Genomic DNA, 24,331 nt, shown 5'->3' on the forward strand with positions numbered 1-24,331 from the left:
GCGCCTAAGCAACGGTTGTTTAGCATTGATAGCGGAAAGCAAAGTTGAGCGCCGTGTTTTCTGGTCGTTGGGTTTCAATAATCCGGTTTGGGCTAGAATCTCCCGCTTTGCCTAGCCGGCTGATGCTGGGCGCCTAGGTTGAGGAGTAGAGGGAAGCGTCTTGGTCAGCTCTGTGGTCAAAAGAGTGATCCGGAAACCATCAGCTTCGCCAAGCCGCCCTCCAGCGGACAGATCTCCTTCCACTGGTCATTGGGAGGTTCACCTTGACATGACACTCAGTGAGTTCAAGCAAGTCGTCAACCGTCCCATCATATGGGCCAATAGCTGGGCCATGGTTACCTTCGAGGCTGCCGGTAAGCTCTCACCCCAGAGGAGTTAGCACGGCTATTACTGAAATGTTGACCATGATGAAGCAAGTGCAGCTCAACGAGTTCTCTGGTCCATCCATTTCTCCTGCGAGGAAGGCGGCGGATTCCTGCGGTGTGCGGTAACAAATCGAGGCCACGAACTCACCGGCTTCGCCAGTCGCCTTTATCTTTACAAGTACAATGATCGCAGCCTGAGCCAAGAGAAAAGTTGGAGAAGCGAATGAACTGTTCGCCTGAGGTTGCTCGAAGCACAACGTGGCTGTTGTCATTGCCACGAAATAGCTAGCTGCAATCTACGGAAACCATCGCAGAGATAGCGCCCCAATGGCAGGGGTGCTATCTCTAATGTGCCAACAACCTCTTTTTGTATTAGTTATACAGCGATTAGCGGTCAACTACTGAGTCTTGGAGGTGAGTTGCCTTGCAGTCGTTCGGAGACTGTCCTGTCTTCAGAATGCAGAAAGTCTGTAGTGGGTCGTGACCAAGGTTCTGCGGGTGGTAGATACCCCCATTCTCGCGATATTGATTGGGTTTTGGTAGCTGCGCATACCCCATTCTGGTTAGCACGCTCTCGTGGACGCTGTCGAATGCCACTGGACGGCGGCGCAATAGCCCGTGGCTTTGATAGATGCGTCCGAATGTTCCAAAATATTCGTCATGTAGAATTCCGCTCATACACTCCTTTGGAAGCGATTTGGATACGAATAGATTGTCTGTCTTGAACCGGTCTAGCATCCAGCGCAACGGTGTACCCTCTAACCCGACTGGTTTTGATTCCGTTGGTGAGCTGGAAGGATTGATACAGTCCATAGCATTTGTGTCCTTGCCGTAACCTCCACCAATATCTGAATGTCCGCCCGCAAACCATACTTCTTCAAGGATCTGCGATTCGAACTGCGGTACGCCGAAGCGTTGTAGACGAAAATCATCACGCTGCTCGTCCAGCGACATTGCGTGGTAGCCGCGTCCTGCATACAACTCGAGTCGATGATTGTCAGGATCGTCGTCAAGGAAGAAACCGAGCGACGGCACCGTATCGAAGACTCCGATGGCTTCCACTTTAATCTTGTAGGTCTCAATCCCTTCTTTGCGCTTGTATTCATCAAGACGGGTGCGCAATTCTCCATCGAAGGTAGCTCGACCTGAGTTGGAGTAGCGGTATGTGTCATACACCCCTGAAACCTTGCTGTGCAGATTGCCTAAGAACCAGAGAAAAGGCGCATCATCCAAGGCGTTCGGTTTAACTGTCTCGAGTTTTGCCAATCCGGAGAACTCCAGCAGACCGTTTAGGGTGCGCGCGGTGAATGCACCCCGGCTGAATCCGAAGAGGTAGATTTTATCGCCTGGACGATAAGCCTCAACGAGGAAACGGTACGCTTGACGTATGTTCATGCCCATACCTGAACCGAAAGCATTGCCGGTTACTATCTGGGAGTTCGTTCCGACGCCCTTGTCGTAGAACGGAATGACAGGCTTACCCTCAACGGCTTTCTCCAGCGCGAAGTTGTACATCCGCCAGATATTGGTTTCGTCATGCTTGTCGTTACCCGTACCATCAAGCAGTACCACCAGCGCCCGCGACGGGTGGTTACTGTAATAGCAGTCCAACTGTCGCCAGCGTGCGCGCACGTTGGCATAACTGTCGTCTGGCTCGCTTCCGATTAACTCCTCTACCTGATCGGCGCAGCGTTGAGTTTTGATGGTTATTGCGCGATCCAATGGCGCTAGCGCCATGTTCTGCGACTGGGCTGCAATCGCCGTGACCGGTTGCGAGCTGACAATCGAGAGGTGTTGCGAGTGCGTGGAACAGCCCGCCATTAAGGTTGCTAGCATGATCAAGCCTGTGCGCATGAATTAGCCCTCGTTTCGTTATGTGGTCAGCGAATCGCGACGAATGCTGCGCCGCTCAGAGAACAGGACGTAGGTCAGAGGGGCACCTGTATTCTTGCCACCGACGAGGCCGTCCACGATGGCCGTTGTTCAGCATGGCCAGACGGCGACGCCCGCTAAGGGAAAGGTAGTAGTGAATCTGGCAAAGCGCCATCACAATTTTCGGGTAGACGGCACTCTGTTTGAACCCAAAAATTTAGCTGGTAGCTTCCCCAGGTGCCTTCGAGCCAGACCATCTGAGATTTACTCGCGAGTCGGAAGTCTAGGCTGGGAGGGTGACCAATATTTTCATTATCAAAGGTACAAAAATTCCGAGGATCGTTCCAATAAACCGAATTTGAATAAAAAATGAAAATTGCAGATGGAGTAAGATCATGGAATCAGCAGGTGTGGCCCAGCGTGCACAGGCCAGGCAGCAGCAAGCTGAATTGCTGTCGTGTGGCTTCAGGTGAAAGTAATAGATTAAGGGTTGAAAATGGAATCCAAAGAAATTTTGAAAGCGATGGAAGTTCTGAGAAAAAAATTTAAGTCTCATTATGACCAGTGGATACGCCTGAAACAAGATCAGGAATTTCAGTTTGATTTGGGTCACAATTCTCCTATACGAGAGCTTTATGCAGATGGGGTGATGTATGTGAGAGGGCTATTGGGTGCACTAGATACTCAATATGTAGGAAGCAGCATGCTGATGGATGAATATGTAGAAAGTGTTAGTGGTGAGGTTCCGGATAAAGAACTGTATGACGCTTGCTATTTAAACGCGAAAGGAGATTTTGAGTCTAATTATAAAAATAATTATACCGCTCAGTATATGCTGGCGCAATATATTGAGCAGTGGGGAGATATTCAGCGAGTTAAGCAGTTTCTGGCTAAGCTAGAATCTAGCAGCGCCTATCGACTGTTACGCAGCGCTACGCCTATGGACGTTATAAAACGGCACGCCCGCGAATGGGAACAGGATGTCCAGCTTCATAGCAAAATAGATGAAAATGGTCTCCGTTCCCAGCTGGTTTTGGAGCTTAAAAGGTCGGGCTTTCTTGCGACTTCTGAAACACATGCACGTGAAGGTCACGGTGACATTATCGTTAGCCGAGCAAACAGCGAGGGCAACACTGCGGGGCACATCTTGGTCGTCGAGTGTAAAATGTGGAAGGGCCCTGCTGCACTGTACGCGGCCATTTCTCAACTGTGCCAGTATGCTACACCGTACGATGACGATGCGGCGTTGGTGGTTTTCGTGAGAGAGGGTACATTTCCCGAGGTGTGTTCAACCGCTGCAGAGGAGCTGGCCAAGCACGAAGCTTGTTCCGATATCGACATTCAGTCGCACTTGATTAAGTTCTCGTTAGCGTTGCCACAGGATACTCAACGTCCGATTCAAGCCTCGCTTTTGCTATGTAATCTGACTAAGCCTCGATATTTGCGGTCAAAAACCGATGCCGGTGCAGAACAGCTCTCCTTTTCTGTCGAAATGGAGTCAAGCGCTGAGAACGTTCCATCGGAATACCTTGCATTGGGCGAAACGATCACACAAAAATTTGGTTATGGCCCGTGCAAATGCTATCGGTGCAACCAAATGAGTGGGGCTCAGGATAGCTATGAGTTCAAGTACATGTTTGAGTGTAGCGGCATCAAAATTCATCGTTTGTTTATTAAAACTCTCGATTGGCGTGGTGTTGATGATTTTGTTCAAGATCGCCGGGAGGCGCTCCCTGGCGGAACTCACTACCTTCGATCTGGTGCTATTGATGGTGATCGGCGAGGCCACTCAGCAGGCGTTGCTGGGCGATGATTTTTCGTTGACCAACGCCGTCTTGATCATTGTCACGTTGATCGCCATCGACATTGGTTTTTCATTGGTCAAGCAGCGCTCAAGCTGGTTTTCCCGGGTGTTGGATGGCGGGCCGACGATTGTGGTCGAAGACGGCAAAATACTCGCTGAGCGCGTCAAGCATGCGCGGCTGGATGAGAGCGATATTCTCGAAGCGGCCCGCTCCGCTCAAGGCATCTTGGAGATCGATCAGATCAAGTTCGCGATCCTTGAGCGCAACGGCAAAATCTCGGTTATCCCCTTGAATAAGCCCAGCCTAACGCTGTGAGCGGCACAGTTTATTTCGATCAGGCTGATCAACAAATCATGGGCCACGGGCTTACTGACTTGGGTGTCAAGGCCCGACTCGGCGGTCTTTTTTCTGATCGTTGCTGGCACCGTATCCGGGCAGGGCGATGGCCGGAATCTGCGTCATTCTCGTACCCAAGATCCTGCCTTTTCACAGGCACAATTTTCGGTTCACTCCCTTAGACGCGCATAAGCGGAGCTAGCTGGTCGCTAAGGCTAGGTGCGTATTTCTTATAAAACGTCCTAACTTTTGAGTACTAAAAATAATTGCCCTCGTAATTTTAGGGAACTCAAGGCATTGGCGAGATAACTGCCCTTAGTCGGTAAGCTGAAGGTGTGTTGGCTGGACTAGGCCTAGGCGCATACCTTCAGGTCAAATTCGACGACTGGCGAGACATAACCATCTCCTCCAAAATCTCGCGCACTAGCCGGTTAGTCCCCGATACACCGTGGTATTGGGTTCGGTCGATGTTAGCAATCATGAATTGTTGCTTGTCTGGACCGATCACTTCGACAGATAAGCTACTATCAGCGTTTATCGAGCAAACGATAGAGCACTGAGGTAGGCGGCTCGAAAGTACTGCTTCGAGTTCACTTTTACTCATTGTATCCATGGCCCATTGCTCCTTCTCCTCGCTGAAAGGGGATAAGACTAGAACAATCTTGTGCGGTGCCAATGGTGGCAGATTAATGTTAGGGGGTGTCAGGACGCGCGAATACAAGAAAGTCGGTGCTACATCGGCACTTTTTCTTAGAGGTTGTTTCCGCTTTTTTGGGTATACCTAGCCCGTTGGAGATTAGAGTGAAGTGGCGGGCTGCCGCGGATGGCCGCTATAAACGCTCACCGTGTCGCCGGACATCGCGCGGGAAACCTTATACTGCGGCACGCTAAGAGGAAACTGTGCATCGTCTGCTTCGGAAAAGAGGCCGTATTCGCGACCTCTTTTCATGACATCACCCGTGCGAGTGCCCATGATCCGAGCTTTCGGATTCAGCAGGTTTCTCGCCAGCCACCGCAGGCGGTCATCAGACTGATAAAGCAGATCAGAAGCACGGAGCGGAGCAGCGTGGTTGAGGCGTTCATTGAGTTTTCCGTAAGAATTTAAAAATGTGTTTCGATTGGAATCAGCGTTTGACGCTCAGGTATTCACCTGTCGTTTTCAGCGATATGGTCACGTCGTTATTCGTGCGATTACGCCAGAACCAGCATGGGTGCCGTCGAACAGAGCCGTGAATTCGCCCTTGTCGCCTTTGACCTGCTTGGCTTTGGAGTAGCTATGGAAATAGCCTTTTTCGCCGTTGTAGGGTTCGCCATGGGTGTCATGGTTCACCGGCCCGCCAGAGGCCGCCCATTCATAGCTGACGGTGGTGTTCTTGAGCATTTCCAGCTTGATTTCTGTCCCTTCCCCCGGCTTTAGCGTGACGGTCATTTCATCTGTCTTCAGGGCTGGGTCGGGTTGAGCGGCGGGTGGCTGCGCGGGTTGAGCCGCGGGCGTCACCGCGGCAATCTGCGGAGCTGGAGCTGGAGCTGGAGCTGGAGCTGGAATCTCTTGTACCGGCTGCGGCGCTGCATCGGCCAACGCCTCCTGGGCGAGCGTTATCTTCATCTCGCCCATCTGCGTCAGACCCAATGCGCGGCCCAAGCCCGTTGGGTCAACGGCGTATTCCGCAGGCATGACTACGGTGATCAGCAGGCCAATAGCAGTCAGCAAGGCGATGACAGTCGAGCGCACCAATTGGCGAGTGCTGGGCAATTCATTAACAGTGGGAAGTGGCGTATTGAACATGGTCACAATTCCTTAGGCAGAGACGAACAGGCCGGTGATCTGGTAACCCATCAGGAGGAAACCGGCACTCATCATGGCGACGTTGGCGGTGTAGGCGTGGCGCCAGAAACTGCCGGTGCGCCGCCAATACCCCATCAGAATGAGAATGGCGCTGAGGGCCAGCAACTGGCCGATTTCGACGCCGACGTTGAAGGCGATCAGGTTGGGGATCAGGCCGTCGGGCGAGATCTCGTACTCCTGGATCTTCGTCGCCAGGCCAAAGCCATGAAGCAGACCGAAGATCAGCGTCGCCACCTTGGTATTGGGCTGGACACCGAACCAGCGTTGGAATGCGCCCAGGTTATCGAGCGCCTTGTACACCACCGAGAAACCGATGATGGCGTCGATGATATAGGCGCTGATACTGATCTCGGTCAGCACGCCGAGCAGCAGCGTGACCGAGTGCCCGACGGCGAACAGCGTGACGTAGAGCCCTACGTCCTTCAGGCGGTACAGGAAGAAAATCACCCCGAACAGAAACAGCAGGTGGTCGTAGCCCGTCATCATGTGCTTGGCGCCCATGTAGATGAAGGGCAGCAACATGACGCCGGCGCTTTCCTGGATGAAGCCTTTATCGCCTTCGGCGACGGCGTGGGCGAGGGCTTCGGGCATTCCGAGAAGAAATGACGCGAGCAACAGAAACAGCAGCAGTAGTGGGCGGTACGAAGGCGCAGTGAAAGCGCCGCCGCCACTCATTGAGTGCGAATGCATGGATAAAATCCTTCGTTGCAGTGATCGAGGGCCGCAGGGCGACCGTGTCAGGAGGCAAGCGAAGGACGAGGTGGACGCTCGATCAGGAAAATGGGCGCGCGAGGAACGGCGTAACCCAGGGGCTCGGCTTTTGGAGAGAGTTGTAGCTGGGCCGCCAGGATCAGTGTGGCAGCGAGTTGCGGCGTCTCGTGCTGATGATCGGGCGTCAGCGGAGAGTGATAGTGATCCGAGCAGTTTGAACACGACACGTCGGCCTGCTCATCATGGGATGATGATGAGCGTCTTGCGCGACATCCCAGGCGGGCTGTTGCGACATCATCGACAGTGTACGGGTATGCCCGGCCCAGGCCATGAACATGGCGAAAGCCAGCGCGAATACCACCGTCGTTGTCAGTGTTCTGCTGAACATAATGATCGTGTTTCGACTCGTTATTCTGGGGGCAATACGTTTGCCATATCCCCTATGGGGGGATAGGATTGCCAGCGTAATTCATTGAAGTCAGAGACTCAAGTCATGAGTGACGAGCACGAACACAGCCATCCCCATACCCACCAAAGCCATGAAGCGATCATCAAGCGCCTCAAGCGGGCGGACGGTCACCTGCGCAGCATCATCCTCATGATTGAAGAAGGTCGTGAGTGCGTGGATATCGCCCAGCAGCTGCATGCAGTGGAAAAAGCGGTGTGCCAGGCCAAGCGGACCTTGATTCAGGATCACATCGATCACTGTCTGGAAGACACCGTTTCGGCACTGAACAAGGGTGAGCGCGCGCCGCTGGAAGCCTTCAAGCAAATCACCAAGTACCTCTAGGCCCCCCATGCCCAATTTTGCCGAATTGCTGCAACAGGGTGGCGCTAACGCCTGGCTGTATTTTCCCAGCGCGATCTTGCTGGGCGCCTTGCATGGCCTGGAGCCCGGCCATTCGAAAACCATGATGGCGGCATTTATCGTGGCTATTCGGGGCTCGGTGAAACAGGCAGTTTTGCTGGGTTTGGCGGCGACGCTGTCCCACACGGCCGTGGTGTGGCTGGTCGCCATCGGTGGCATGTACCTGGGCCAGGGGTTGGATGCCGAAACCACGGAACCATACTTCCAGCTCGCATCGGCTGCGCTGATCATCGTCATTGCGCTCTGGATGTTGTGGCGTACATGGCGTGGCGAACAGATGTTCAAGTTCGAACAGGGTGATGGGCATCATCACGGCGAGCATGACCATGGACATCATGATGAAACCCATCGCATCGATACCGGCCACGGGCGTATCGAGCTGTCGATCTTCGAGCAAGGCATGTCCCCTCACTGGCGCCTGAAAACGTTGACGGGCCATGCATGGTCCGCCGCGGACGTTCGCCTGACAACCACTCGCGCCGATGGAAGCGTGCAGACATTCTCGTTTGCCGAGCGCGATGGGGTCCTGGAGTCAACGGTCGATATTCCCGAGCCTCACGAATTCAGCGCCCGTCTAAGCCTGGGACATGCCGGGCATTCCCACGATTATGACCTTGATTATCAAGAGCATGATCGTGGGCATGAACACGCCGAACTGGAGGACTTGGAGCTGTCTCTGGAAGGTTACCAGGACGCTCACGAACGGGCGCACGCCAACGATATCCGCAAGCGCTTTACCAATCGCAAAGTGACCACGGGCCAGATCATTGTGTTCGGCCTGACGGGTGGGCTGATTCCTTGTCCCGCCGCGATTACCGTGCTGCTGCTCTGTCTTCAGGTCAAGGAGGTTGCGCTGGGCGGCATGCTTGTCTTGTGCTTCAGCATTGGCTTGGCTATCACCTTGGTGACTGTGGGAGCGGCCGCGGCCATTGGCGCACGACAAGCCTCCAACCGCTGGCCATGGCTGGGCACCGTTGCACGACGGGCTCCTTATTTGTCCAGTGTGTTGATCATTGGTGTCGGTCTGTACGTGGGCTTTCACGGCTGGATCGGTCTGAACGCATAAGGCTTATGACTGAGACTTGCCCAGTTCTGAATCCCTCGTTGAAAGGTCGCAGCGCCAGCCTCGATCTGATCAAATGGTTGGCGATGCTGACAATGGTCATCAATCATTTGCGGTTGGTGTGGCCGGAGTTGAGCACGCCGTTCATTCCAGGCCGGCTCTCTTTTCCACTGTTTTGCGTCGCCATCGCAGCGAATGTGGCGCGGTCCAGGCGTGGCGAATGGCTGACTTACAAAAACGGCCGCTACCTTGCTTTGATGCTGTTGTTTGCGGCCATTTCGCAGGTGCCTTATCGCATGATCAGCACTTCGGGCTCGTACAACGTGCTGCTGACTCTGGGACTAGGGTTGGTCGTGGCTTGGGGATGTCACCATCGGACATTATTGAGTGGTGCCATGGCGTTGTTCGCTGGCGCCATCGCCAGTGCGCTGGATGATCCGCTGATGTTTGGTTTCTACGGAGTCCTTGTCCCTGCCTCGGTCTTGCTGGTGATCAACAAGCCTGCTGTGCTGTGGCTGTTGCCAGCGAGTCTGTGTGTGTTGATCAATACCCGCAGCAGCATTGTCAGCCGAGCGCTGGATCTTGAACTCTACTCGATACTGGCCCTGGGCACGGCTTTTGCGGCTCCGCTGATCGGGCTCTGGCTGCTTCGCCAGAGGTTAAGCTTCAACGTCTGGCCGGTGGGGCAATGGAGGTATTGGTTCTATCCGGGGCATCTTGTTGCGCTGCAAGCGTTAAGGCTTGTGGCGTGATGAAGTCTAAGATCATGTGAGGTTAGGGGCGGTCAGGAGCTCTCTATGCGATTACTGTCAGGCCGAGGTTAACGAGCGCGACGACAAGCGCTATTCACGATAAGCCTTTTCTCGCTCGCGATAAAACTCACCCCTGCGCTTGGCGTCTTCTCGCTCCATTTCCTCGTAATGCTTGCGTTCTTCGCGATCCATCTCTTCGTGGGCCTTTCGGTGTTCCCTGTTATTTTCCTGATCCGCCTTTTCCATCTCTCGCTGGTGTTCCCAGTACCGCTGGTATTGCTCCCGGATTTCCTTATCAGGGTCATCAGCATAAGTTGAACCTGTGGCCAAGCACAGTAATGCGAAGGCATACGTGGTGATTTTGTGCATGGCGTATTGAGCTCCAGTGGTGTTGCGAAACGACGTAACCGGTAGACATCTATTCTGGAAAAAGTTGCTCCTCAGATTCGAAAGTCTATTGGGCTACCCGCCGTAGTGGCAGGCTTTCGTTACTAGACAGCGGCCAGACGGTTTTATGAAAGACGGGTACATCAAGTGTTCGGCCAGCGACGGTGTTGGTCGTCAATGACATAGGGGTGCTGATGATCCATGCCACTGTGCTCATCGAAGTGAGCATGGCCCTCGGGTAGGTCGTCATGGATATGTTGGATCGATTCCTGGTCATGCGCCAGACGCCAAATCAGCATGCTGACTAACAACGCGCCACCGGCCACCAGGGCGAGCCCGACAAACGATGCTGCCAGGCCGAGGTAGGCTCCCAGCCATCCAGCCAGTGGATAGGTAATCAACCAGCAGGCATGAGACAGCGCGAACTGGGCGGCAAAGAGCGCAGGGCGATCTTCGGCGTTGGCAGAACGACGCAGCAACCGGCCACTCGGAGTCTGTGCCAACGAATAGCCTACGCCCAGCATCATCCAAAGCGGCAGCAGTAAATGGTAGGCGGTCAGGTTGATGCCCATGGCCAGCCCGACAAGCAGTATCCCTGCGCCAAGCAACGTCGCTGTTCGGTCCTTGATATCTTTCAACAGCCGAGGCAACAACAGGGCAGCGATCATTGAGCCGCCACCTAACGCGGCCAGCGCCAGTGCAGTGGAACTTTGAGGCAACGCGACACCCGATTGGACCAGCACCAGCGTATTGACGATGACCATGGCGCTGGCGGCCGCTACCGTCAGATTCAATGCCAGTAATCCGCGCAAGCGAGGCGTCTGCAGGAAGATGCGCATGCCGCGGGTGGTTCGTTCGTAGATGCTGCGTTTAGGTGTCGGCTTCGCTTTCGGTAGCAATACTGTCGCGACCAGGGCCGCCGAAGCGATGAAACTAATAACGGTGCCGGCGAACAGATTATGGAAGCTGATTGATCACGGACAGCAATGCAGCGGCGAGCATAGGGCTGGCAACACTTTCGAGGTCATAGGCCAGTCGCGACAGGGACAGGGCGCGGATGTATTCGTCCTCGTCTGGCAGGATATCCGGAATTGTCGCTTGAAAAGGTTGGGGTGAACGCGGCCGAGGCCGATTGCAGGATGAAAATCAGCACATAGACCTGCCAGACTTCCGTCACAAACGGCAAAGCCAGCGCGACCAAAGCACGTACCAAGTCCAGCGAGACCAACATTGCCTTGCGTGGCAGGCGTTCTGCAAAAGCCGCGGCAATCGGTGCAACGCCGATGTAGGCCGTTATTTTGATTGCCAACGCTGTGCCGAGGACTGCACCCTCTTGGGCTCCAGCCAGGTCGAAGGCCAGCAGCCCCAATGCGAAGGCCAGCAGCCCCAATGCGAAGGTCGCAAGCCCCGTACCTACTAAAGCAATCGCTTTTGGATGGTTACTTAGCACCCAAAGCGAACGATCTTCCTCGTCTACTTTCTACTCAACCTGAATAGCCTCGAATTAGGAATGGCGGTAGCATTTCGTTCATTCGGCTAAAAAAGCCTGTTTTTCAGATCAGGGTCACATTGTGGAAAAGCTAAAACGCCTTCAAAGCGGAATCGACGGGCTCGACGCTCTGCTTAATGGAGGGCTGGTCGAGGGTGCTTCATATATAGTCCAAGGCCGCCCAGGTTCAGGCAAGACTATCCTAGCCAACCAGCTTGGATTCCATCACGTACGCAATGGGGGTCGTGTTTTAGTCGCCACCTTGCTGGCCGAGTCACATGACCGTCTGTTTCAATTTCTCTCTACTTTGAGCTTTTTCGACTCATCCAAAGTTGGGGCTGAAATCCAGTTCGTCAGCGCATTTGATACGCTGGAAAACGAAGGTTTGGATGAAGTAGTAAAATTGCTTCGGCGTGAGATCAGTCGGCAGAAGGCTACCGTCATGATCGTCGATGGTTTGCTCAATGCACGCTCGAAGGCCGACTCGCCTATCGATACCAAGAAATTCATTTTAGAGCTGCAGGGCCATGCAGCGTTCGCAGGTTGTACCGTTCTGTTCCTCACTAGCTCGCGGCTTGACGACGGTAGTCCAGAGCACACGATGGTCGATGGTGTGATTGAGATGGGAGAGGAGCTATTTGGCACTCGTTCTGTACGTCGTATTCAACTACGCAAGACGCGAGGCAGCAGCGCATTGACCGGCCTTCACGAGTGTGAAATCACCGCTGACGGCTTGGTCGTCTATCCTCGCCTTGAAAGCTTGTACAGTCGCCCTTCGTCGTCCGACAGTGCAAACATGACGCGTATCGCCAGTGGTATTGATTCACTGGATGACATATTGGGCGGAGGGTTATACAGCTCTAGTGTGTCCTTAGTAATGGGACCCTCCGGGATAGGTAAAACGACGCTGGGACTCAAATTTTTGGCCAAATCGACGGCAGATGCCCCAGGCCTACATTTTGGATTCTATGAAAGTCCACAGCGACTACGTCTAAAAGGGCTCTCGCTGGGCATCGACATCGAAGCCATGGAAGAAAGCGGTGCACTGAGCATCGTCTGGCAGCCCACCACTGAAGGTTTGTTGGATGGACTCGGCTCAAGACTGTTGAGCATCGTTAAAGAAAGGGGCATCAAGCGCCTGTTCATCGACAGTCTGAGCGGCATGACGCGCGTTTCGACAAATCAGGGACGGATTACAGACTTCTACAGCGCCCTAATGAACGAGCTGCGCTCCAGGGGCGTTACGGTATTCGCTTCATGGGAAATGCGTGACCTATTCGGTTCCGAGGTCAATTCACCAAACTCTGACCTATCAAGCATCGTCGATAACTTGATGCTCATGCGTTTCTTTGAGAATCGCTCTGAACTAAGCAGGACGCTTTCCATTCTTAAAGTACGAGATAGTTCCTATGACCCTTCGCGATTTGAGGTGGTCATTCGTGATCAAGATGTTTCCCTGAAAAAGGCTTTGAGAAATGAACCTTCAGTCGCGACTGAGCCCTTGCCTGGTTCAATTTCATAAGTCTTTGAACAGGTTGAAAACATGACCACGATTCTGGTCGTCGACGACGAGTATTTGATCGCTGACATTCTCAGCTTCGCGCTGGAGGATGAGGGCTTCATGGTCGTAAAAGCCAGCAATGGCCGGAAAGGACTCGAGGTGCTCGAAAGGGAACGGCCGGCCTTGATTCTTACCGACTTCATGATGCCGGTTATGGACGGCCAAGAATTCGCCACGGCTGTGCGAGCTCTTCCTTCCGGCAACCATTTGCCAATCATTTTAATGAGCGGTGCTCAGGCACACATCGGTATGCAGAGATCCGATTTGTTTGATGTGGTGCTGCCAAAGCCATTTGACATAGATATCATCATCGCAGAAGTTAAAAAGCTCTTGGCTTCGGAGTAGCTCGTACCCGGTAGGGCGTGATGAGTATCGAGTCAAAGCACATCCGGGGCGGCCTTAGGCGTTGACGTCATGCAGTTTCAATCTCGTGGTGTGATGATTGTTTGCAACGATGAGATTGTGGTCTGCTGACAACGCCACTGTACTATGCGACCTCTTGCGGTTTTCCAACGCATGTCTTGAACGAGTTCGCTCGCAGCACCTGAATGCCAAGATCGTGTCCTTAGGCCTCTCACCTCAACGCCATTGCGCTGATCGACGGCATGGCGTGCTCCACTCAAACCTACCTATCATCCAGATGAATGGAGCTTAGGCTAGAGCTAGGGTTATTAGGACTATGCTAGGATTAGATAGCGCAGATAACTGGCGAGGAGATTTCCATGAGCATTACAGAGCAGTCGGGCGTCTCCACCTTGGTCGGTACGCCTAAGGAGGCTCGGGCGAGCTTGAGCCGCTCGCATGCGGACCGAGTACTGGTCGTGTCTTTCGATCAGGTCAACCTCAGTGTATTTGAGGCGTTGGCGGAAAACTTCGCCAACGTGGCCTCCTCGATGTATGAGGTGCTGCAGGAGCGTTAGGACCCTAAGTCGCTCGAGCGACTGGCCGAGGTGTTTGTGACACGTAAGCCGCCTTCGCCTCGCCTGCTCAAGGAAGCGGCAATGCTCGTCCAAGCCCGCAAAGCGGTGTTGGAAAGCGGTGATTGGCTGACCGCCGCGGACATCGCCCAGGTGGCCCAGTTGAGTACCCGCAACCCGAGTGCCCAGCCCAACAAATGGAAAAAGCAGGGGCAGATCTTTGCCATCAGCCACGGAGGGGTCGACTATTTCCCTGGTTACGGCTTGGATCCGGATGCGGGCTATCGGCCGTTCAAGGCACTGGCCAAAATCATTGAGGCTTTCTCTGGCCACAAGGACGGCTGGGGTATGGCTTACTGGTTCCGCTCAGATAACAGTTTTCTGGGCGGCAAAAGGCCTCAGGACCTGCTGGCATCGGCGCCTGATCGGGTGATTGCTGCCGCACTGGATGAGATCCGGGGCGTTGTCCATGGCTAAGCAGCGTACCGAGTTCAGTGAGGGTAGGGCGACGCCTCCCACGGATTTGGCGGCGTCCGTTACCCCAGTGCCTGCGGCTACGTTGCACGTCACTTTCACCGTGATCGCCAAAGGCGATGTGCTTCATCGTGTGCACCAGGATAAGTATCAGCCTGATCAATTCAATCCTGGTGTGCACGGCAACGCACGCTTCAGCCCGATCCAGGATGATCAGGGGCGGGCGATTCCCACTTTGTATGGCGGCACGACAGTCGATTGCGCCTTGATGGAGACCGTCTTCCACGACGTTCCCCATACGGCTGGGTTTAAGAGCTTCGACAAAGGCAAGCTGACTGGACAGGTGCATTCTGCCGTTCAGGTTAGCCAACCGCTGCACCTGGTTGATCTGTCCAGCGTGCCCCTGCGGAAACTGGGCATCACGCGCAAACAACTGATCGACACTGAGAAAGATCAATATCCTGCGACGCGCAAATGGGCAGAGGCGATCCACCGTCAGTGTCCAGATGCCCAAGGGATGTCTTGGGTGTCGCGACAAGATGATTCGGCACGTGCGGTGGTGCTCTTTGGTGACCGGGTTCCTGACGGCGCACTCCATCCGCAGGGGGTGTCACGCAGCTTGACCGGCGACTCGAATGCATTCGACACGGTGCTCAACCTGGCAGAGCGGATTGGGGTCGTCATCATCGCGGGAAAAGCTGAGTCAAAATAACCGAACAGTGGCCCCTGGAATTCGCTCTCTATGGCTGAAATCGCCATTTATTAGAACTTGCTGAGGAGGGTGGGCTTCTGTGGGGTGTCGGTGGTTCCGTAGAGGGTTTTTGCAGCGTCGACGGCCAAATACGTCTTGCGTGCATCCCAAGGAAGGGCGGCGCTTGTCCCAGAACGCAAAAATGACACGATGCCTCCCTCTCTAAAAGCGAAACGCAAGATTACGAGCCGCACCATGATCAAAGGTTTAGCTCCTAACAAATGGGTGAGCGTTCGATTGACGCGCGACTAGCGATCAGTGTTTCTTCCGAAATACGGCCCTCGCCTGGTCCCAGGCTTTTTTGCCTTCAAGGCATTTCGCATCAGCTGCTGCGCGCGCGTTTTGAAACGCGATCATGGCTTCAGGCGAATCTGTGGCATGGGTTAGCAGTTCATAAGCGATCGCGTTGAGACGATCAGCCTCTCGAAACAGCTCGTTTGTGCGGTCGGTGGCTTCATGCCAAGCGGAAATAATGGCGTTATTTCTCATGATCGTCCTCGCGTGTCATCCGGTCTTTAAATGGAAAGAGAGGAGCGCCTTTTAGTTTTTTGGAGCTTACGTTTATGGACGCAATTTTTGCTTGGTGCAAATGAATTCGGATGGCGGCGGGCGTCAAGGTCGTGGGCGTGCTGCAAGTATTGACCGCCCCACGCATGATCGTGTCCCAATCGATGAGCGCGATCCCGACCATCGAGCTAGAGGACAACGCCGCTTGGGAGTTGCTGATCCAACTGGTTCAGAAGGGGGGCCATCCACTGATTGCCAAGCGCTTCGGCCATACCCTGGAACAGGAGGAAACGCACCTGGCCGGTGCGCAACTTCATCAAGCAAGATCTTCTTGCGTAAGTGAGCTGAGCCTTGCTTACCACATGGCGCCACCCTAGTTTATCCGGGGTGGGACCACTGGCTCGAACTTTTAAAGGACAACCGCCCGTGAGTGAAACCTACTTGAAAATGAACTGAAAACCTGGCGGCTGTTGCTCGAAGACGACGCCTATCGCCCGGAGTTTCCCGAGGATTACCACGCCACATGATTCGGCGCGCCGATGAACGGGTGTTGCAGGAGTTCATCAGGCTGGACCGCTGTTTCGAGTTGCTCGCGGACATGACAGCGAAGGGGGGCGGGCGACACGACTTCGACATCCGCGGCATTGCTCATCAGGAATAATCTCAGCTCCTGAGTGTCGGGCAATTCACACCGCAGCAACCATCTGTTTGTGTGTCGGTCATGGTCTTTCCCCTGGAGAGGACCCAGCATGAGGCCAACGGGCACAATACGCTCCGCCAATCTTGCTCTCTTGAGCGCCCCGTCCGGTCGTTATTTACCGGCCAGTGACAAGCCGTGCGTTACGTCTTGGCCGGCGAATCGACCAGCCTCCAAGCCCCCAGGAAATAAAACACGCCACCGGCAACAATGAAGAGGGCGAGCATGTAGAAGATGCAGTGAGGCGGTTGCGTCGCCAATACCAGGCCACACAGCACCGGTCCGGAGGCGGCGCCGAGGTTGCCAAGATTTTGCGCAGCGTAGTACATGCCTCGCAAGTGGTCGGGCGCGATGTTGTCGATGAACATGTATTCAGCGGGGAAGACAATGATCTCTCCGAGCGTGAACACCGCCATGGCAATCACCCAGAGCACGAGAATATCGGCCAGGGCAAAGCCGGCCAACCCAAGGATGAACAGACTCAGCCCCGCCGCCAGCCACAGGTTCAGATGATGTTGAGAGACTCTCGGCCAATGGCGTATTGCAGGCTGATCACCATCAGCGCATTGGTCGTCACAATGGCGCTGATGGTGCGATAGGTGAACTCTGCTGATGTCGTGACCACCAGGTACTTTGAGAGATAGGCCGTGAACTGGCCGAAGACCACCGCGCTGAGCAGACCGCCGAGGGTGAAGCACACTAAGCGGTAATCCCGGAGCAAAAGCTTGCCTACGGCCAGGAAAGGCACAGGTTTGTGGCTCGCATCAACGACCGTCAGGCCTCTGTCGCCCCAGACGAAATAGACCAGGCAGAATCCGGCACCCAGCATGCCGGACAACAGGAATGGCAAGCTGATGTCCAGCTTGGCCATGCCCGCCCCCAGAAACGGCCCAACGGCATAACCGAATGTTGGTCAGCGTGTATTTGATTGAGAACGCTTCGCTGCGCTCGGCGATTGAAAGCACGCTGCCAAACCCTGCCTTGACCGCGATGTCGATGACGGCATAAGCCAGGTTGACCAGTATCAGGCAACCGTAGAACAGCCAGAGCTCGCGAGCCAGAAACGTCCCGAGAAACCCCACCGTGAACAGTGCGCTGAATCCGAGGATGAGTCGGTGGCTGGGCATATTGTCCACCAGGAAGCCGCCGTAGAGGCTCAACAGGGAACCGATGGTCAATGTGCCGCCGATCACCAGGCCGATGTCGGCGACGTTCAATCCAAAGTTGCCCGACAGGTAGATGACCAGATAGGGCAGCGTGATTGCCCGGGCCAGCGTCAAGATGAGTGACGCTGAAAGCAGCAAATTGACTGACGTGGGATAGCGTTTAAGGGTGGTGAGCATCCTTGCCTCATTCGAGCGGAATTTCATGCACAGCGTTTATCGCGCAGTGATCAGGCGGCCGCCAAGCTTACTGAGGATTTAAATTCTGATTTATGATGTTTTTTCTTGCATTGAGTGAATTAGGATCATGAATCAAGGGTGTCCATGTTTTCCTCCGAACAATTGAAAGGCATCGATGTATTCCTCTGCGTCGCTGAATCCGGCAGCTTCAAGGCTGCTGCTGAACGGATGAGCCTCACGGGTTCTGCCATCAGTAAAAGCGTTGCTCGCCTGGAAAGCCGGCTCGGCGTCCGACTGTTCGACCGTACGACCCGACGTGTTTCGCTGACCGATGCAGGGGGCGCCTTTTTTCGCACATGCACATGCGTGCTTGCCGACCTCGAAGAAGCCGAGCTGTCGCTACAGGCTGAAAACGCCGAGCCCCGTGGCAGGGTCCGGATCGACCTTTCCGGTGCTTTCGGCCGCTCCCAGGTACTGCCTGTCGTCTTGCGCTGCCTGGAGCGATACCCGCAATTGGTCCCGCACATTTTCGTTCTCCGACAGTTTCATCGACGCCGTACAGGAAGGTGTGGACATCGCTATCCGTTTGGGCGGCGCAGAGGTATGGCCGGACACGTTGGGGCATCGATACCTGGGTAGCGAATGGCATATTTTCTGCGCATCACCTGCGTATCTCGCCAGGCATGGCACGCCCCTGACGGACCTTGATCTGGAACAGCACAGGTGCATCGCCTACGGATGGCGGGATGGAAATGTCAGCCCTTGGAATTTCGCCGGGCGCCACAGGGGCGAAACGGTCAGGATGCTGGTGGCTCCAACGCTGGTGGTGGGCGATGGTGAGGGCTTGGTGGTTGCGGTGTTGGCGGGCTGCGGTATCGTACAGTTGCCGTCCTGGTTGGCCCAACGGCAATTGGAAGAAGGAACATTAGTCGAAGTACTGCCCCAGTTGGCAACTGATGGGATGGCGATCAATATTGCCTGGCAGAAAAGCCGTGAGACGCTGCCCAAGGTCGCTGTTTTAATAGACTTACTGACGGCCAAGTTGACTCAGGCGGTAGGAGGGCGGGCGCAACGGTTATAAAGGCTTTTGCCCGTGGTGCCACGAATCAGTCGGCACCGAGTCATGGCAGCAGACGCACAGCTTGTTGCCATCGAGATCTCGAAAGTAGGCACCGTGATAATTGGGATGGTGGTGGGATCTTAAGCCGGGTTCCCCCTCACATGTCCCGCCCAGTGCCACAGATTTCTCTCGATCATTGGCCTATTATCCGATTTGCCTGCGAGAAGATAGTTCGGGATTGTGTCGACGGATTGTGCCGTGCGGGGCGCCCCTTGGGTGGAACTGCGCATGCTGGCCCCGGCCCCTTAACCTCGTAGCGAGGCAGTACCTCGTCCAGCGTCTAAATCTGATGAGTGGTTCCTCAAGGATTCAATGGGAGCTTCTTAGCGCAATCTCCTAGCTTCCCCGACACCTGGAGATAGCGGTTACTTGCCTTATTATTGGGTGCGATAACATGTTAACTGCCTCTGCCTCCTGCCGTTTTCTTCTGCATGCCGACATCATTGGCCCCCAAGAGCGTGATCGTTAATGCCTGATCGTAAAGCAAGCCTTCTCTTCGCTACCGCTGCCGCGAGTATTGTTATGGCCGTCACCGCGGCAGTGAGTCCCACCACGTTGTTCTGGACAAATGAGACGCGCCTGGAGCGAAACGTTGTCGAGGCGCAGATAGATCGTATCCGCGCAGTACAGGGCTTGTTGGTTGATGCCGAGACCGGTGAGCGTGGTTATGCTCTGACCGAAAAGGATGTTTTTCTACAACCTTATTACATCGCGGTGTCCCAACTGCCTTCGGCCCTCAAGGCCCTGCGCGCGTCCTATCAAGGCGATCCCGCCGAAGAGATTGGTCGCGTTGAAGAGTTCATCCGCCACGCTGAACTGAAAATGACGCATTTGGATCGGGTGGTGAAGCTGGTAAGCCTCCACGGAAATGATGCGGCAGAGGCTGAGATTGCCGCAGGCGGTGGTAAGGACCTGATGGACACTGTGCGCACCATCAGTGCCGAACTGATCAGTGACGAAGCAGAGGAGCTCGCGGTTCTCGAGCGTAAACTTTTAAGCAACATCCGCTGGGCCGTCGCGATCTCCATCGTCAGTTTTATCGTGACCTTGGGCTTAGGTCGCTTTATCTATATATCCATGCGACGAAGCGTGCGACGTCAATCGGAGTCCGCCGCGGCGGCCATCCTCGTCAGTGATCAACTGAGCCAGAGCCTGGAGCGGTTGAAGCGGCGCAACGGGGAGATAGGCCTTCTCGCCGAAATGGCAAGACTGGCGCAGACGGAGTTGACTCAAACGGAAACGCTCCAACTGGCCAGCACCTACTGTCAGCGACTAATACCCGCCAGTGAAGGGGAGTTTTTTCTCTATCGCAACTCGGCGGATGTTCTTCAGTGTGCGGCGTCGTGGGGCCAAGCTGAAGGGACGGCTGCTGATGTGATGCTCAACCCCAAGGACTGCTGGGCGATCCGGCGAGGGCGATGGCATTTGACTGAGCATCACCACGACCTTTCCTGTCGCCATTACCCAGCGGCGTCGGGCACCGACCAAGTGACCGATTGCTGTTTGCCCTTAATGGCTTATGGCGAGATTCTGGGGCTGTTGCATATCCGTCAGGTTGGACTGCGGGACCTGTCCGAAGAGCGGTTACAGATTGCTGAGGCTGTGGCGGAACAAACGGCTCTGGCGTTGGCGAATGGCCGGATGCGCCAAGTATTGGAAACTCAATCCATCAAGGATCCGCTGACAGGGCTGTATAACCGGCGGTTCATGGACGAGGCGCTAAAGCGCGAGCTGGCGCGCTCTGAGCGCAACGGGTCAGCCCTGAGTGTCGTCATGCTAGACCTCGATAACTTCAAACATCTAAATGACTCCTATGGCCATCCAGCAGGCGACGCTGTGCTTCGTGCGGTTTCCGCTTTGCTTTTGCGATCGTTGAGATCGTCAGACATCGCATGTCGATTTGGCGGAGAGGAACTGATTGTGATTCTTCCAGAATGTTCCTCAGAGAGCGCTACGTCACGTGCTGAGGTCATACGAGCATCTCTTGAAGGGTTGAGTCTTACGGATCACGGTCAGACATTCACAGTGACTGCTTCGTTCGGGGTCGCTTCTACAGAAACCAGCGGGTTGGACCAAGGCTCTCTTTTGAAGGCAGCTGACTCAGCGCTTTACGCAGCCAAGCGGTTGGGGAAAAACAGAGTTGAATGCTGGCCTCAGGTGAAGCATGAGCGCTAGAAGTTTCGATGGGATGCAGCAGGCTGATCGCTGCTCGTCGCCCGATCAGAAGCACCAGCGATGACTGGTTGGCTGCCGCAGACACCGCAAAGGTGTCACAGTTGAGTACCCGCAACCCGAGCGCCCGGTCCAACAAATGGAAAAAGCAAAGTTGGCGTTAGGGCAAAACACAGTAACCGCCCAGGCATCTCATCTTGCATGGGAGATATCTACGTTTTTTACTCATCTTAGCGATCTGATGAGTCTCATGGTTCCTGCAAAAATGACGGTTTCTTCCACTATTGCGATGGGCCTATGCTAAATTTAGATCAGTTATGAATGGATTGTTCGGTTATGGAGAACGCATCATGCTCCCAATAGGCATCTCGCTACTTGCCGTAGGCTTAGGCACCGGCAATCCTGGCTTTTGGATACCAGGCTGCGTCTTCGCGGCTATAGGGTGTTCTCAAAGAGCTAAACGTCGAGACTGACCGTAAGCAGTCAGCCTACGCATCGCTCACATCAGGCACATCAAGTTGGCATCCACTTATGTGGCAGTAATTGCCCGACTCGTCCTTAAATGGATTCGAGTGCAAACGGACAAAGCCATGGCGCTACCACCTGCTTTCATTACGCTTACTTTGCAGTAGTCGGAGAGCATTCCGAGGCTTCTTTATGGAGCATTTGCGTTTAAATCCCGTACCCGCGTGGCACCGTCAAAGTGACTGGCCGACCGAAAGCGCTGCCGCTTGTGCCACTTGAGGATTTTGAGCCTTTGAGACTGGCGGTTCGCGAGCTAATCCACTCTTGTGCCGCACCTCCATCGGCGATTAAGTGAACTTTTACCCTGCGAATGTTTCCACTGCTCAGAGGTTATGCGAGGGCATGACGCTCGGATGAATCTTGCGAAAAAATCCCCTGGCAGAGCCTCAAATGACAATAAACCCGTCACAACCCAAGCCCTCTTTGCGCCGCGCCGTCACCGGGCCGATGCTGTTTCTGTTCATCCTTGGCGATGTACTGGGCGCTGGCGTTTATGCGCTGGCGGGTACCATCGCCGGAGAGGTAGGCGGGGCGATCTGGGTGCCGTTGTTGATCGCGTTGTTTTTCGCCATGCTGACGGCAGGATCGTACGCCGAACTTGTCTCGAAATATCCTCACGCGGGCGCGGCGTCGGTGTTTGCCGAAAAGGCTTTCAAGTCACCGCTGATATCGTTCCTGGTCGGTTTTTGCATGCTCGCCGCGGCGGTGACCAGCGCCGCCGGTCTCTCTCTGGCCTTCGCGGGGGATTATCTTGGCGCATTCATCCAGGTAACACCCCACGTTGCTGCGCTGGCCTTCCTGCTGGTCATTGCCCTCTTGAATGCGCGAGGGATCAAGGAGTCGCTGGGGGCGAATCTGCTGATGACCGTGATCGAGCTGTCAGGGCTGATGTTGGTCATCGTTGCTGCGGGTTACTTTTTCAGTTCTGGCGAAGCTGAACTGGCAAGGGCGCTGGAGTTCAAGCCTGGGGTCAGTCCAATACTGGCGGTGTTGGGCGCGGCGTTGCTGGCGTTCTATTCGTTCGTGGGTTTTGAGACGTCCGCCAATCTCGCGGAAGAAATCAAGGATGTCCGCAAGGTATACCCACGGGCCTTGTTCGCGGCGCTGATTACCGCAGGGGTGGTTTACATGGCCGTTGGGGTCGCCGCGTCCTCAGTGTTGCCAACGGAGAAACTGCTCGCCACATCGGCCCCATTACTCGAAGTGGTTCGGGCTTCCGGGCTCGACGTTTCGCCGCGCCTGTTCGCCTTTATCGCGCTCATCGCGGTGGCCAACGGAGCGCTGCTGACCATGATCATGGCCAGTCGACTCACCTATGGGATGGCAAATCTGGGGCTGTTGCCAGATGTCCTGGGACGGGTCCTGCCGCATAGGCGCACACCGTGGGCGGCGATTATTGCAACGACGCTCGTCGCCATCGCACTGACGCTGACAGGAACGTTGGCGACCTTGGCGCAAACCGTGGTGCTGCTTTTATTGTTCGTGTTCCTTAGCACCAACATGGCCGTGCTGGTGTTACGCAAGGACAAGGTTGCAGAGGAACATTTTCAGGTTCCCACCTGGGTACCCTGGCTGGCGATCCTGTCTTGCCTCGTATTGCTGAGTCAGCAAAACATGGGCACTTGGCTGCGAGGCGGGGCACTTGTTTTAGTGGGTGTGCTGCTGTATGTGTTTACCCGGCTTACCGTGCCTACCGTTGTTAAGCTTAACTAGCCGAGCAAATGGCACGATTAAAGCGTAGATTTTGAGTGGACCGCCTGTTTTGGGGACCAGGAGGAGTACTCTTCCTGCCTGACTCGCTGAGTTCGTTAACTTGAAAAAGCACCAATCGAGTAGCTCAAGCATTTGTTTAGGGGCTTGGGCGGGTAGGGGAAGTGCTTCTGCCCGCATCGAGACGATGCTGACAATTAAACAGTGTTTTGTATGCAGCGCTAAGTCAGAGACCCTTAGCTCTGAATGATGTAATACGAGACTCGGATCATCATGGCAGATCATCGTCATGAGGCCGCTCAGCATCGACCATTTATGCGGCCGCAATCCTTCGGTATCCCCCTTCCGTTGCGTCGACAAAGGAGTCAGAAGGTCCTTCAGATACCACACGCTTTATGGTGGAGGGCGGTCGCGAATCAGCTTAAGGACCACCCTCTTCATGAAGGAGCTAATACCTTGGTGGGACGTAGGCGGCGGGCTTGAAAGGTTCTGCGCCCGACAAGCGCCAGCGAACATTGGAAATGCCTAAACGCTCCGCGAGGGGTTTGCTGACACGCCTGACCTTTTCTCGACCGAACTTCGGAATCCGGCCCACGCCCGCATCGCAACTCGCCCAATGCCATGCCTCAGCGTTATTCATGATGTCTAAGCGAATGATGAAAGACTTCGGCACTCCATGTATTTCGTAATCGATTATGTACAACGTGGCTGAGGGCATCGTTATTCCTCCCGGTGAGGAGTTACTGAGTACTTGGAGGCTTTTAATTCAATCCATCTGACGAGGCTGGACGTAGGCGCCGAGGTGCATACCTAATCAGCTTTGGCGATGAATAACAGGCATACAATCCCGGCAAAGCTATTGATGGTCGGCGCGGTAGCCAACGGAAAATTGAGTCATCGTTGATTCCGTGGCCGGAGCGGCAATGGATTGCTAGGGCTGCCGACGGCGGTGCCTTTTTCCTGCGTTCCAGAATTGTTGCGGTGGCGGTTGCGGTATGTGACGACGGCTCGAACGCGATGCAGCGGACCGTCAGAAATTTGTAAAAAATTTCGGATAAAA

20 protein-coding genes and 4 pseudogenes are annotated in these 24,331 nt (G+C 54.8%); 14 read left to right on the forward strand and 10 right to left on the reverse strand.

Going from position 1 to position 24,331, the window contains the following annotated elements:
- Positions 1-752: 752 nt before the first annotated feature.
- Positions 753-2,219, reverse strand: coding sequence for a phospholipase effector Tle1 domain-containing protein (locus tag J3P88_RS12550; protein ID WP_434575597.1), 1,467 nt, complete (start codon positions 2,217-2,219; stop codon positions 753-755).
- A gap of 514 nt (positions 2,220-2,733) precedes the next feature.
- Here J3P88_RS12550 and J3P88_RS12555 point away from each other — a divergent pair.
- Entirely contained in the window at positions 2,734-4,050 is a 1,317-nt protein-coding gene (locus J3P88_RS12555; RefSeq protein WP_434575599.1) for a hypothetical protein, read from the forward strand.
- Positions 3,938-4,357 (forward strand): DUF421 domain-containing protein, encoded by a 420-nt coding sequence (locus J3P88_RS12560; protein WP_434575601.1) that lies wholly within the window; start codon positions 3,938-3,940, stop codon positions 4,355-4,357. The genes J3P88_RS12555 and J3P88_RS12560 overlap by 113 nt, the downstream gene beginning before the upstream one ends.
- A 388-nt stretch (positions 4,358-4,745) precedes the next feature.
- Here J3P88_RS12560 and J3P88_RS12565 read toward each other — a convergent pair whose 3' ends face one another.
- The 3 genes and pseudogenes from J3P88_RS12565 to J3P88_RS12575 form a co-directional block, all read right to left on the reverse strand.
- Entirely contained in the window at positions 4,746-4,991 is a 246-nt protein-coding gene (locus J3P88_RS12565; protein WP_434575603.1) for a hypothetical protein, read from the reverse strand.
- 511 nt (positions 4,992-5,502) lie between these two features.
- Positions 5,503-6,164: pseudogene (locus J3P88_RS12570) on the reverse strand (transmembrane anchor protein).
- A 12-nt stretch (positions 6,165-6,176) separates the two neighbouring features.
- Positions 6,177-6,914 carry a HupE/UreJ family protein gene (locus J3P88_RS12575; RefSeq protein ID WP_434575605.1) on the reverse strand — a complete coding sequence of 246 codons (738 nt, stop codon included), beginning with the start codon at positions 6,912-6,914 and terminating at the stop codon, positions 6,177-6,179.
- A gap of 514 nt (positions 6,915-7,428) precedes the next feature.
- On the opposite strand from J3P88_RS12575, the gene J3P88_RS12580 reads away from it, so the two are divergent.
- Genes J3P88_RS12580 through J3P88_RS12590 form a run of 3 tightly spaced genes read left to right on the forward strand, consistent with a single transcriptional unit; the run spans position 7,429 to position 9,618 of the window.
- Positions 7,429-7,725, forward strand: a complete 297-nt coding sequence (locus J3P88_RS12580) for a metal-sensing transcriptional repressor (RefSeq protein WP_014338967.1) — start codon at positions 7,429-7,431, stop codon at positions 7,723-7,725.
- 7 nt (positions 7,726-7,732) lie between these two features.
- Positions 7,733-8,869 carry a nickel/cobalt efflux protein RcnA gene (locus tag J3P88_RS12585; RefSeq protein ID WP_434575607.1) on the forward strand — a complete coding sequence of 379 codons (1,137 nt, stop codon included), beginning with the start codon at positions 7,733-7,735 and terminating at the stop codon, positions 8,867-8,869.
- A 5-nt stretch (positions 8,870-8,874) separates the two neighbouring features.
- Positions 8,875-9,618 (forward strand): TraX family protein, encoded by a 744-nt coding sequence (locus tag J3P88_RS12590; RefSeq protein WP_434575609.1) that lies wholly within the window; start codon positions 8,875-8,877, stop codon positions 9,616-9,618.
- Positions 9,619-9,708: 90 nt separating this feature from the next.
- Here the strand turns inward: J3P88_RS12590 and J3P88_RS12595 are convergent, their stop codons facing one another.
- Positions 9,709-9,987, reverse strand: coding sequence for a hypothetical protein (locus tag J3P88_RS12595; protein WP_434575610.1), 279 nt, complete (start codon positions 9,985-9,987; stop codon positions 9,709-9,711).
- Positions 9,988-10,148: 161 nt separating this feature from the next.
- Positions 10,149-11,455 (reverse strand): annotated as a pseudogene (locus tag J3P88_RS12600) (MFS transporter).
- A gap of 118 nt (positions 11,456-11,573) precedes the next feature.
- Between J3P88_RS12600 and J3P88_RS12605 the strand changes: the two are divergent.
- The 5 genes from J3P88_RS12605 (at position 11,574) to J3P88_RS12625 (ending at position 15,158) form a co-directional block, all read left to right on the forward strand.
- Positions 11,574-13,016, forward strand: a complete 1,443-nt coding sequence (locus tag J3P88_RS12605) for an ATPase domain-containing protein (RefSeq protein ID WP_434576420.1) — start codon at positions 11,574-11,576, stop codon at positions 13,014-13,016.
- Positions 13,017-13,037: 21 nt separating this feature from the next.
- Complete coding sequence (locus tag J3P88_RS12610) at positions 13,038-13,400, forward strand: response regulator (protein ID WP_434575611.1); 363 nt, start codon at positions 13,038-13,040, stop codon at positions 13,398-13,400.
- A 377-nt stretch (positions 13,401-13,777) separates the two neighbouring features.
- Entirely contained in the window at positions 13,778-13,975 is a 198-nt protein-coding gene (locus J3P88_RS12615) for a hypothetical protein (protein ID WP_434575613.1), read from the forward strand.
- Between the two features lie 81 nt (positions 13,976-14,056).
- On the forward strand, positions 14,057-14,449 hold the full coding sequence (locus J3P88_RS12620; protein WP_434575615.1) for a hypothetical protein: 393 nt from the start codon (positions 14,057-14,059) through the stop codon (positions 14,447-14,449).
- A complete protein-coding gene (locus J3P88_RS12625) occupies positions 14,442-15,158 on the forward strand; it encodes an RES family NAD+ phosphorylase (RefSeq protein ID WP_434575617.1) in 717 nt (238 codons plus the stop codon). Before J3P88_RS12620 ends, J3P88_RS12625 begins: the two co-directional genes overlap by 8 nt.
- A 294-nt stretch (positions 15,159-15,452) precedes the next feature.
- Here the strand turns inward: J3P88_RS12625 and J3P88_RS12630 are convergent, their stop codons facing one another.
- On the reverse strand, positions 15,453-15,686 hold the full coding sequence (locus tag J3P88_RS12630) for a hypothetical protein (protein ID WP_434575618.1): 234 nt from the start codon (positions 15,684-15,686) through the stop codon (positions 15,453-15,455).
- Positions 15,687-15,796: 110 nt separating this feature from the next.
- On the opposite strand from J3P88_RS12630, the gene J3P88_RS12635 reads away from it, so the two are divergent.
- Positions 15,797-16,081, forward strand: coding sequence for a hypothetical protein (locus J3P88_RS12635; protein WP_434575620.1), 285 nt, complete (start codon positions 15,797-15,799; stop codon positions 16,079-16,081).
- Positions 16,082-16,215: 134 nt separating this feature from the next.
- Here J3P88_RS12635 and J3P88_RS12640 read toward each other — a convergent pair whose 3' ends face one another.
- Both J3P88_RS12640 and J3P88_RS12645 read right to left on the reverse strand, forming a co-directional pair.
- Entirely contained in the window at positions 16,216-16,455 is a 240-nt protein-coding gene (locus tag J3P88_RS12640; protein WP_434576423.1) for a WYL domain-containing protein, read from the reverse strand.
- An 89-nt stretch (positions 16,456-16,544) separates the two neighbouring features.
- Positions 16,545-17,744 (reverse strand): annotated as a pseudogene (locus J3P88_RS12645) (MFS transporter).
- Between the two features lie 144 nt (positions 17,745-17,888).
- Between J3P88_RS12645 and J3P88_RS12650 the strand changes: the two are divergent.
- The 3 genes and pseudogenes from J3P88_RS12650 (at position 17,889) to J3P88_RS12660 (ending at position 23,274) form a co-directional block, all read left to right on the forward strand.
- Positions 17,889-18,825 (forward strand): annotated as a pseudogene (locus J3P88_RS12650) (LysR substrate-binding domain-containing protein).
- A 507-nt stretch (positions 18,826-19,332) separates the two neighbouring features.
- Positions 19,333-21,039 (forward strand): diguanylate cyclase, encoded by a 1,707-nt coding sequence (locus J3P88_RS12655; RefSeq protein WP_434575621.1) that lies wholly within the window; start codon positions 19,333-19,335, stop codon positions 21,037-21,039.
- Between the two features lie 912 nt (positions 21,040-21,951).
- Positions 21,952-23,274, forward strand: a complete 1,323-nt coding sequence (locus J3P88_RS12660) for an APC family permease (RefSeq protein ID WP_434575623.1) — start codon at positions 21,952-21,954, stop codon at positions 23,272-23,274.
- A 445-nt stretch (positions 23,275-23,719) separates the two neighbouring features.
- Here J3P88_RS12660 and J3P88_RS12665 read toward each other — a convergent pair whose 3' ends face one another.
- Positions 23,720-23,989 carry a DUF6555 family protein gene (locus tag J3P88_RS12665; RefSeq protein ID WP_434575625.1) on the reverse strand — a complete coding sequence of 90 codons (270 nt, stop codon included), beginning with the start codon at positions 23,987-23,989 and terminating at the stop codon, positions 23,720-23,722.
- Between the last annotated feature and the right edge of the window lie 342 nt (positions 23,990-24,331).

The organism is Pseudomonas sp. Z3-6 (assembly GCF_051131985.1).
In the GTDB taxonomy this organism is placed as follows: domain Bacteria; phylum Pseudomonadota; class Gammaproteobacteria; order Pseudomonadales; family Pseudomonadaceae; genus Aquipseudomonas; species Aquipseudomonas zanjanensis.

Bases quoted from the DNA above. Each gene is read 5' to 3' on its own strand.
- J3P88_RS12610 (WP_434575611.1), top strand. From the start codon at position 13,038: ATGACCACGATTCTGGTCGTCGACGACGAGTATTTGATCGCTGACATT.
- J3P88_RS12615 (WP_434575613.1), top strand. From the start codon at position 13,778: ATGAGCATTACAGAGCAGTCGGGCGTCTCCACCTTGGTCGGTACGCCT.
- J3P88_RS12560 (WP_434575601.1), top strand. From the start codon at position 3,938: ATGATTTTGTTCAAGATCGCCGGGAGGCGCTCCCTGGCGGAACTCACT.
- J3P88_RS12580 (WP_014338967.1), top strand. From the start codon at position 7,429: ATGAGTGACGAGCACGAACACAGCCATCCCCATACCCACCAAAGCCAT.
- J3P88_RS12550 (WP_434575597.1), bottom strand. From the start codon at position 2,219: ATGCGCACAGGCTTGATCATGCTAGCAACCTTAATGGCGGGCTGTTCC.
- J3P88_RS12585 (WP_434575607.1), top strand. From the start codon at position 7,733: ATGCCCAATTTTGCCGAATTGCTGCAACAGGGTGGCGCTAACGCCTGG.
- J3P88_RS12620 (WP_434575615.1), top strand. From the start codon at position 14,057: ATGCTCGTCCAAGCCCGCAAAGCGGTGTTGGAAAGCGGTGATTGGCTG.
- J3P88_RS12635 (WP_434575620.1), top strand. From the start codon at position 15,797: ATGGCGGCGGGCGTCAAGGTCGTGGGCGTGCTGCAAGTATTGACCGCC.
- J3P88_RS12625 (WP_434575617.1), top strand. From the start codon at position 14,442: ATGGCTAAGCAGCGTACCGAGTTCAGTGAGGGTAGGGCGACGCCTCCC.
- J3P88_RS12575 (WP_434575605.1), bottom strand. From the start codon at position 6,914: ATGCATTCGCACTCAATGAGTGGCGGCGGCGCTTTCACTGCGCCTTCG.
- J3P88_RS12555 (WP_434575599.1), top strand. From the start codon at position 2,734: ATGGAATCCAAAGAAATTTTGAAAGCGATGGAAGTTCTGAGAAAAAAA.
- J3P88_RS12655 (WP_434575621.1), top strand. From the start codon at position 19,333: ATGCCTGATCGTAAAGCAAGCCTTCTCTTCGCTACCGCTGCCGCGAGT.
- J3P88_RS12660 (WP_434575623.1), top strand. From the start codon at position 21,952: ATGACAATAAACCCGTCACAACCCAAGCCCTCTTTGCGCCGCGCCGTC.
- J3P88_RS12595 (WP_434575610.1), bottom strand. From the start codon at position 9,987: ATGCACAAAATCACCACGTATGCCTTCGCATTACTGTGCTTGGCCACA.
- J3P88_RS12565 (WP_434575603.1), bottom strand. From the start codon at position 4,991: ATGGATACAATGAGTAAAAGTGAACTCGAAGCAGTACTTTCGAGCCGC.
- J3P88_RS12590 (WP_434575609.1), top strand. From the start codon at position 8,875: ATGACTGAGACTTGCCCAGTTCTGAATCCCTCGTTGAAAGGTCGCAGC.
- J3P88_RS12640 (WP_434576423.1), bottom strand. From the start codon at position 16,455: ATGCTGGGTCCTCTCCAGGGGAAAGACCATGACCGACACACAAACAGA.
- J3P88_RS12630 (WP_434575618.1), bottom strand. From the start codon at position 15,686: ATGAGAAATAACGCCATTATTTCCGCTTGGCATGAAGCCACCGACCGC.
- J3P88_RS12665 (WP_434575625.1), bottom strand. From the start codon at position 23,989: ATGCCCTCAGCCACGTTGTACATAATCGATTACGAAATACATGGAGTG.